Consider the following 7,823-nt stretch of genomic DNA (forward strand, 5'->3'; position numbering starts at 1 on the left):
TTAGTTTCCCCCTGCAATCTGCTGTATTCTTGTTATAATGACTTGCAAATCATCGCCGGAAAGCGAGCGTGGATCGATGTCAAAATACCCCTGCCGCACACCGTAATCCCTTGTGTATATGGCGATATCGCCCTCGCGAAGCTGATCGTTCATCGATTTGGCGCTGACTCCCGCAGCTTCTTCGCCTACTTTCACACGTCCCCGGAAGATGGAGCGGCCTGCCTCATCCTGCACGATGGTAACCTCAATGCCCGGCAAATCCGATAAGGACTTCATTTCCTCGAGTGCAGCCTTCTCCTGTTCACTCTTGTCTTCCTTCACCATGTACTCATCCAGCGCCTGGAGCAATCCAAATGTGGTTTCCTTGCCTACCTTCATGCTTCGCCCAATGCCTTGCAGCTGCGCCTTCACCCACTCCACGTATTGCCGCTTGCCGCCTACGATGCCGGAGGTTGGACCCTCAATGGCTTTGGAGCCGCTGTATATAGCCAGATCACCGTATTTCACATACTTCTGGATATCCTCTTCAGCCGCCGCATCCACGATCAGCGGAAGCCCGTGAGCCTTGGCGACTTCAGCTGCCTCTTCCACCGAAATCATATTTTTCTGCACGCAGTGATGTGATTTCACATACAAGATAGCAGCGGTGCGCTCATGAATCGCTTCGGCGATATGTTCCTTGCGCCCTTCGTTGGCATAACCCACCTCAACAACCTTACCTCCTCCGAGGTAAACCATCGTTTCAACGGGAGCTCCATACTGCACATTGTGTCCCTTGAACATGATGATTTCGTTCTTGGCAATCGGCTCCTGATGCAGCCGATCACTGCGTCTGCGATTGCCCTCGGTTACAATGGCTGCTACGGATAATGCGATACCGCTGGAAGCGGAATTGACAACAACCGCTGCCTCCGAACCGAGTATGCGCGCCATGTAATCGCCGGCTTTGTCTACCAGATCTGCGATCTCCACGTAACTCTGACCACCGATCCGCATCGCTTCCATCACGGTATCCGTTGGTGCAGATACTCCGAGAATGCTCATGCGGCCACTGGCATTAACCACTCGTTTCAATCCATACTTAGCATGTAATGAATGATCCATTGACTACCACTCCCTTGGCTTCGATATATCGGTCGGCGATTCTTGTCTCCCCTTCGGAATCCGTTAAACTCAGCGGCCCCTGCTGCACCGTAAACAGCGTCAGGTGTGCTGCATCACCCACTTGGATTCTCCCCAGCTCCGGCCGTCGAAGCCAAGCAGCGGCATGGTCCGTTACGGCTGAGACCACCTCCTGCAAGCTGTAGCCCAAATAAAGGAACTTGGTCATCACGCTGGCCAGACTGTACACCGGACCGTTCATACGATTACCGCGATAAATATCCGTGCTGATTGTATTGGGCTTAATCCCCTGGTTCTTTGCATATTCCGCTACCAGGAACGAAAAGCTTGCTGTTCCATGACCCACATCCAGATGGACGCCGCGGGCTATCGCCTCTACCAGTGCCGGGATCGGCTTACCGTCCGAATCAAATAAATTGTTGGCTTTTCCGTTTAAATAATGGGTAATAATGTCGTCCTTCGAAAGCAGCTCCAATACCTCTTCAATAGGCGGGGGTCCCGATCCGATATGTACCATCAGCGGAAGCGATGTTTTCTCGGACAGTTTCCTTGCGAGACGAAGCGGCTCTACCCCATTATCCTTCACGACGCTTTTGCTGATTCTTGCCTTAAGTCCAATGATCAGATCCGGATAGGTGCGTATCGCTTTTATTGCCTTGTCGGCGTCAACCCAATCCAGACTGGAAAGCTCATCGATTCGTTGCAGACCAATATGGGATATATTCAAAAAAGCAAACACATTGGTCTTGGACCGGGCTACCTCGTCTGCCAGCTCCCCAATCCCGTCCGCACCGCAGCTGCCTGCGTCGATAATAGTGGCAACCCCTTGCTTAACGCCAATCTCATCAATGACATCCCCGTAGGGCTCAAGCTTGGCAACCGCATGGACATGCATATCAATCCAGCCGCTGGAGACATAGAGGCCCGTGCAATCAAACTGATCAGCACCGGTGGCCGTATTCGCAGCCGTTATTTCGGTAATAAATCCGTTCTCCATAACCATGTCAAAAGGTTGATCATCAAACACCGTCTGTACATTGCGCAACACAAAGCGCTGTTCCAAAATCTTCATAATCCCACCCCTTTAGCCTTGCCGATCCAGCTGTTATCCTCGTTATTTCGCCGATTTATATGGTGTGTAATCTGTGTATCGTGCTTATAGCATAGCATAGAACAATCGATACGTGAATATAACGTTATAATGTTTAGCATATTCCTACATATTATCTCCTTGCTATAACTTCATATGATGAGTTATTTCGATCATGAAGTATACTGATATGTTCGGCTTGGCAAGGGTAATCTCCTTCCATACCAAAAAGAAACTGCCCTGTTCCGGGCAGCTTCTTCGTCTCTTACTATATATACTTGCCTTCTTCATCTCCATGACAGTGTTATCTCTATGGTTAAACTAAACTTCCACTTTCCGATCAATCAGATAGACCGTTGCGTATAGGATCAAGGCTGCAAGCACGACTTCAAACGCAAGGGCTCCCCATGCCAGCGTATACTCTCCGGCAGATACGGCAAAGTCTGTCTCATTCCCAAAAGAGATGGTAGCCATCGGCCCGACCCACGCCACCTTTTCACCAAAGATTACATGGCTGAGCCAGCCAAGAATATTTTGCAGTGCGAAGAATACCAGAATGCCGATCCAAACGCTCCCCTTTTTCGTAATGCTTCTGGCAACCGTAATGGAGAAAAATATTGTGATCATCAAGTAGATCAACTTCCAAGCCATCATCAGCGCCAGCCCAATTGCATACGTAATGGGAAATTCAGATAAATGGATGTCTTGCAGCGGTATGCCGGCCGAGTTCCAATAATACCACATATGCAAAGCCGCCAGTATGCCAAGCACAAGCAGACTCACACATGCCATTATAAGCGAGGAAGCTACGCTCCAAACCGAACGAACAGGAAGCAGGCGACGGTGGTACGCCTTGATATTAAAGTCGAATGTCTTGCTAGCGACAACCACCAGTAGGACACTTACAGAGCCGTAGGCCAGCATGCTTAACCCAAGCATGATTCCAAGCTCCCAGTCTCTGATGGAGCCCGCCACCGTGATCGCAATCTGTACGATCAGAAGTATCGCGAATGCGCCAAGCAGCGTTGTCGAGTTTCTCTTCCAGTCGTATTTCAACAGTTTCATCATTCCGCATACACCTCTTTAAACATCTCATCCACGCTTTTTCCGTGCTTCAGGCGGATGTTCTCTACTTCGTCATGCATGACAACTTCGCCGTTGCGAATAAAAATCACTTCATCAAATATCCGCTCAATATCCCGGACCAGATGGGTCGAAATGATAATGCTGCTGTCCTCGTTGTAGAATTCAACAATCGCATCCAAAATCTTGCCCCTTGCTACCGGATCCACTCCACCAATGGGTTCATCCAGCATATACAGCTGGGCTTCACGGGACAAAGCCAGTGTTAACTGCAGGCGCTCGTTCATTCCTTTGGACAAGGAACTGATGCGATCATTCGCCTTCAAATTCATAAATTCCAGCATATTGCGGGCTTTCTCAACATTAAAGTCCTCATAAAAATCCTTGAAGTATGCCACCGCATCCGATACCTTCATCCAGGGCTCCGTCACAGGACGGTCGGGCATGAAGGATACGATAGCTTTGGTCTCCAGTCCGACCGGCTTGCCGTTCACTTCCACACCGCCGGTCGAAGGCTGGATCAAGCCTGCCGCAATCTTCATAAGCGTACTCTTTCCGCTTCCGTTGGTACCCAGCAAACCAATGATTTTTCCACCATGAATATTCAGGTTTATGTCATGTAATGCTCTCCGGCCGCCGGCGTAGGTCTTGTTTACGCTGCGGACCTGCAACAAGTTCTCCACCATGGTTTCACCTCCGCTATTGATCATGACTGCTTCACTGCATCTTCCACGATCGATATGATATCCTGATCTTTAAAGCCCAGCTCCTGCATTCCGCGAATAAACCGCTCCAGCAGATCGCCTGCCATTTCTTTTTTTATCGCCATAATCTTCGATTCCTCGCTTGTCACATATCGGCCCAATCCCCGCCGTGTCTCCACAATACCCTCACGCTCCAATTCTTGAAATGTTCGCTGCACCGTGTTTGGATTTATTTGAAGCTCACTTGCTAATTCTCGGACCGATGGGATTTTATCACCGGGCTGAAGTTTACCGATTATAATTTCTTTCTTTAAATACGTCATGATCTGTAAATAGATCGGCAGATTATTGTCGAATTCTATACTCACTGTCGGGTTGCTCCTTTCCGCCGCTCTACCTCTCTCGAGGTTCCTTATGCGACATCCCGTTTTTTAAACGTAACAAAGCCTGCCGTAAGAAACAAGAGAAGATATACAGCGAGCACAATAATTGAAAATGTCAGGCTCATTCCCGGTATCGGGGAACTGCCTCCCCCGCTGTACATGGAAAGATCCACGTTCGTGAACAGCAGGTATTTGGACCAGGAATAACGTGCAAGCAGCTGTACAGCCATGCTTTCCATAATAACCATGAACATCCCGATGCCGATGGCAGGACCGGTGGATTTCGTCAATATGCCTACCATAAAGGTTAACGTTACATAGACGATTGTATACACCAGATTATTGATTGCTTCCCTCAGCACATCACCGATTGCAACCGTGCCGGATTCCATGCCGAACGTGATCTGACCCGTCAGCACGGAGACAACAAACATGAAAGCTGCCAGGGTCAGGATGTAAATCAGAATGGCAACATATTTCGAAGCCAAAATCTTGGTACGGCTCTGCGCGCGTATAAGCAGCAGTTTGACGGTGCCCATACTGTGCTCCTTTGCTACCGCTCCCGCCGTAACTACGATCGCAAGCAGGGTCAGCATTTGTCCCATCCCCTTGGTGGTTACAGCCAATTGAGCGAACTCATAACCAGTGCTGCTGCCACCGCTGAATTTATAGAGCATAAACGCCATGAATAGCACCATTCCAGCCAACAGCACGTACGGCAGGAAAAAACTCCGTTTTTTAAACATTTTGAGCCACTCGTTCCAGACGAGATTTCCAAAGCTATGCAATGCGATTGCCTCCTGTCCATTTCAAAAATTCTTCTTCCAGTGAAGATTTAATCTCTTCCACCCGATAGATTCGTACCCGCGCATCGCACAGCGACTGGATCAATGCAGGTATGTCTTCTTCCGTCAGTTGAACCGTAACGATGCCCTCCTCGATCTGGGTGGCAAGAAGCGTGATGTCTTTCATATGCCTAATGGTCTGTTCCGCCATGGCCGCATCGTTTACGCGGAAGGTTACCGTGGTCAACTCTTCATCAACGACTGGGCCTCCGATAGAACGCTCGGTTACGAGTTTACCTTCCTGGATAACAACCACACGGCTGCACATCAATTCCATTTCCGACAGCAGGTGGCTGGACACGAGTATGGCAATCCCCTCATCCTTGGCGATTTGTTTCAAGTAATCCCGCATCTCTCGGATACCTGCTGGATCGAGTCCATTCGTCGGCTCATCAAGGATGAGGATGGATGGATTATGCAGCAAAGCCTGGGCAATCCCTAACCGTTGGCGCATACCCAGTGAATAAGCACGAACCTTCTTGTGTATGGCATCCTGCAGCCCGACAAGCTTCACAACCTCCATAATTCTGGTGATGGTCACGCCCTCGGACATCCGCTGGTATTGTCTCAAGTTGTCATAGCCGCTCATGTAAGGGTAGAACTCAGGATTTTCAATAATGCCCCCGATATGGCGGATGGCTTGAACGAAATCTCTCTTGATGCTGTGCCCCTTAACATGCACATCCCCTTGAGTCATCTCGATCAGTCCGACTATCATGCGGATGGTTGTCGTTTTGCCTGCACCGTTCGGTCCAAGCAATCCCACAATTTCACCACGATAAATGTCAAAAGAAAGTCCGTCCACGATGTTCTTCTTTCCAATGGTTTTGGTAACCTGCTGGACTGTAAGAACGACTGGACTATTCTGAGCATTTGTCGAGGGTATCACTGATGAATGCATTCCATCCCCTAGATCATCTGATGCGTTCGATTTATTGGATGAATGGAGATGGGGATGTGCATTCGTTGTGCCGGATTTGCTTATAGCGTTAACAGCTTGGGAAGCACTGCTCCCCATGGCTGTGTTGTCTGCTGTGAGTTCTTTTGAACCGTTTCCGTTCATGTATGTGTTCCACTCCTTTTTTGTATTGGTGTTATAGTTAAATAGTACACTAGTGTTTTGGTTATGTAAAGCCTAATTTTCAATTTAACCATTTATATTGACATCCAATTGATGGGAACCTATACTGAATGCATACATATAACCAAAAGGTTATCTGAATGAGATGTGGAGGGATTTCAATCATGAGCGATATGTACCGTGCGATTTCAGATCCCATCCGAAGGAAAATATTAAACATGGTAGCACATCAAGAGCTCCCTCAGCTAGAGATCGTGAGAGCATTTCATATTTCGCAGCCGGCCATTAAAAAACATCTGGCGATTTTGCTCGAAGAAGAACTGCTGCTTGAGCGCAGAGAAGGCAAGTACTGCTTCTACCGACTGAACGTCCCAATCTTTCAGAACGGGTATGAGCAGCTTCAGCATGAGCTTGGCCATATTCTGGAGAACAAACTGACTAAGCTCAAACAATACCTAGAGGAGGACTTATGAATGACAGCTATTTTCAAGAACGTGAAGAGAGAAATTGTAATCCGCACAACACCGGAACGGGCATGGAAGGCATTGACCGAACCGCAGGAACGAAACCGCTGGGAAACCCGTCATTGTGAGATCGACCTGAAGGTCGGCGGTCAAGTCGCTCTTGATTACGGCTGGGGCGTATCCTATATCGGCACGATTGAAGAGCTTATCCCTAACCGTAGACTTACGCTCAGAGGTGAAGACAACGAGCTTACCATTTGGACAATGGAACCTCATCTCGATGGGACACTGGTTGGCATTGAGTACACTGGGCTATGGTCTAATGAGCAAGAGTATATGATGATGGATAACATGGCATTTGGTACATATCGTTTTATGCGTAATATGAAGAGTGTCCTGGAAGATGAGGCGGACATGCGATCCACCTTCTGGTCAAGCTGGATAGGCATGAATCATTATACTTACCGCGGCGACAGCTTAGAGGGCGTCAAGGTCGTTGAGGTGTTACCCGGTACGTCTGCGGACGGGAGCTTAGAGGCAGGCGATATCATCACAGGCGCGGACGGGCAGGTCATCCGCAGCTATGATGAGCTGGAGGATAAAGTCACATCCATGGAGCCTGGTGAGAAGGTTGAGATCGGATTCGTTAGAGGTGGTGAACCCTTAAGTGTTACTCTTACGGTTCTGCCATATGGGCAGAGGAATGTTACCCAAGCATAAACGTAGTCATCCCTCAGACACGATCCCCGATGGGAACGATCAGAGATGGGACGTTACGTAGATATAATGGTGATAATGAAGGCGTCTTTTCTAGGACGTCTTCAATTATGAAGGAGCGTCTTTGGTGGATGAGCGGATTAGTTCCCTGTTCTGGTGCTGTTTCAGTGCTTCCGACTACCCTACCTTATGACTAGACATATAGAACCCTAATGACGACATACGCAAATTATTCTGACTACTTGTAAAGAAGCTTAAGGATACTCTACATGTAGTTAAGGATCCTGATGTCTACCAATTTGACTGCATACAGGTTAGCTTTAAAGAATATCTA

9 protein-coding genes are annotated in these 7,823 nt (G+C 48.4%); 2 read left to right on the forward strand and 7 right to left on the reverse strand.

Features of this window, described 5'->3' with window-relative positions:
- The 7 genes from PGL02S_RS25445 to PGL02S_RS25475 form a co-directional block, all read right to left on the reverse strand.
- Positions 1-1,104 carry a DgaE family pyridoxal phosphate-dependent ammonia lyase gene (locus tag PGL02S_RS25445; protein WP_036638399.1) on the reverse strand — a complete coding sequence of 368 codons (1,104 nt, stop codon included), beginning with the start codon at positions 1,102-1,104 and terminating at the stop codon, positions 1-3.
- Complete coding sequence (locus tag PGL02S_RS25450) at positions 1,082-2,185, reverse strand: amidohydrolase/deacetylase family metallohydrolase (protein ID WP_172964026.1); 1,104 nt, start codon at positions 2,183-2,185, stop codon at positions 1,082-1,084. Before PGL02S_RS25450 ends, PGL02S_RS25445 begins: the two co-directional genes overlap by 23 nt.
- Before the next feature lie 348 nt (positions 2,186-2,533).
- Entirely contained in the window at positions 2,534-3,277 is a 744-nt protein-coding gene (locus PGL02S_RS25455) for a hypothetical protein (RefSeq protein WP_255308669.1), read from the reverse strand.
- Complete coding sequence (locus PGL02S_RS25460) at positions 3,277-3,981, reverse strand: ABC transporter ATP-binding protein (RefSeq protein WP_036638396.1); 705 nt, start codon at positions 3,979-3,981, stop codon at positions 3,277-3,279. The genes PGL02S_RS25455 and PGL02S_RS25460 overlap by 1 nt, the downstream gene beginning before the upstream one ends.
- A gap of 20 nt (positions 3,982-4,001) precedes the next feature.
- Positions 4,002-4,367: a GntR family transcriptional regulator gene (locus PGL02S_RS25465; RefSeq protein ID WP_006212967.1), complete on the reverse strand. Its 366-nt coding sequence runs from the start codon at positions 4,365-4,367 to the stop codon at positions 4,002-4,004.
- A gap of 44 nt (positions 4,368-4,411) precedes the next feature.
- Entirely contained in the window at positions 4,412-5,170 is a 759-nt protein-coding gene (locus PGL02S_RS25470) for an ABC transporter permease (RefSeq protein WP_036638393.1), read from the reverse strand.
- Entirely contained in the window at positions 5,163-6,128 is a 966-nt protein-coding gene (locus PGL02S_RS25475) for an ABC transporter ATP-binding protein (RefSeq protein ID WP_100086548.1), read from the reverse strand. Before PGL02S_RS25475 ends, PGL02S_RS25470 begins: the two co-directional genes overlap by 8 nt.
- A gap of 344 nt (positions 6,129-6,472) precedes the next feature.
- Between PGL02S_RS25475 and PGL02S_RS25480 the strand changes: the two genes are divergently transcribed.
- Complete coding sequence (locus PGL02S_RS25480) at positions 6,473-6,781, forward strand: metalloregulator ArsR/SmtB family transcription factor (RefSeq protein ID WP_006212970.1); 309 nt, start codon at positions 6,473-6,475, stop codon at positions 6,779-6,781.
- Positions 6,782-7,492: an SRPBCC family protein gene (locus PGL02S_RS25485; protein ID WP_006212971.1), complete on the forward strand. Its 711-nt coding sequence runs from the start codon at positions 6,782-6,784 to the stop codon at positions 7,490-7,492.
- Positions 7,493-7,823 lie beyond the last annotated feature (331 nt).

It is taken from the genome of Paenibacillus glucanolyticus NBRC 15330 (assembly GCF_004000885.1).
GTDB classification, from domain to species: Bacteria; Bacillota; Bacilli; order Paenibacillales; family Paenibacillaceae; genus Paenibacillus_AQ; species Paenibacillus_AQ glucanolyticus.